The sequence below is a fragment of the Brachyspira catarrhinii genome, assembly GCF_005518285.1.
GTDB lineage: Bacteria > Spirochaetota > Brachyspiria > Brachyspirales > Brachyspiraceae > Brachyspira > Brachyspira catarrhinii.
Genome location: NZ_SJDU01000724.1, coordinates 1 through 591, shown reverse-complemented (window position 1 = coordinate 591; position 591 = coordinate 1). Strand labels below are relative to the sequence as shown.

Genomic DNA, 591 nt, shown 5'->3' with positions numbered 1-591 from the left:
AGCTTTTTTGTGCTTTAAATTTGTTTAGGAAATAATACTATGAAAAAAATATCCGTAATAATACCTTGCTATAATGAAGAGATTACAATTAAACAAGTAATAAATGAATTTAAGAAATATTTGCCTGAAGCTCAAATAAATGTTTTTGATAATAATAGCAAGGATAACTCTGTTAAATTAGCAAAAGAGGCTGGAGCAATGGTAACAGAAGTTAATTATCAGGGTAAAGGTGAAGTTATACGAAGGGCTTTTTCAGACATTGAAGCTGATATATATATTATGGTTGATGCTGATATGCAATATGATATATCGGAAATAAAAAAACATATACAGTATTTTTTAGATAACAAACTTGATATGCTTAATATTTCTCGTGAAGTTGTAGATGAAGATGTACATAGAAAAGGTCATACATTTGGTAATGCTATGCTTACAGGTTTTGCTAATATACTGTTTGGTAAGAGATTCGAGGATATGCTTAGCGGATATAGAATATTTTCTAAAAGATTCGTAAAGAGTTTTCCTGCTTTCTCTAAAGGTTTTGAAATAGAAACAGAACTTACAATATATGCTTTGCAAATGCGTTTACCA

Annotated in this window: 1 protein-coding gene; it reads left to right on the top strand. The window is 28.9% G+C overall.

All coding sequences use genetic code 11. From position 1 onward, the window contains the following. Positions 1-39 precede the first annotated feature (39 nt). A partial coding sequence (locus EZH24_RS13200; protein WP_137999464.1) for a glycosyltransferase family 2 protein occupies positions 40-591 on the top strand: 552 nt, incomplete at its 3' end.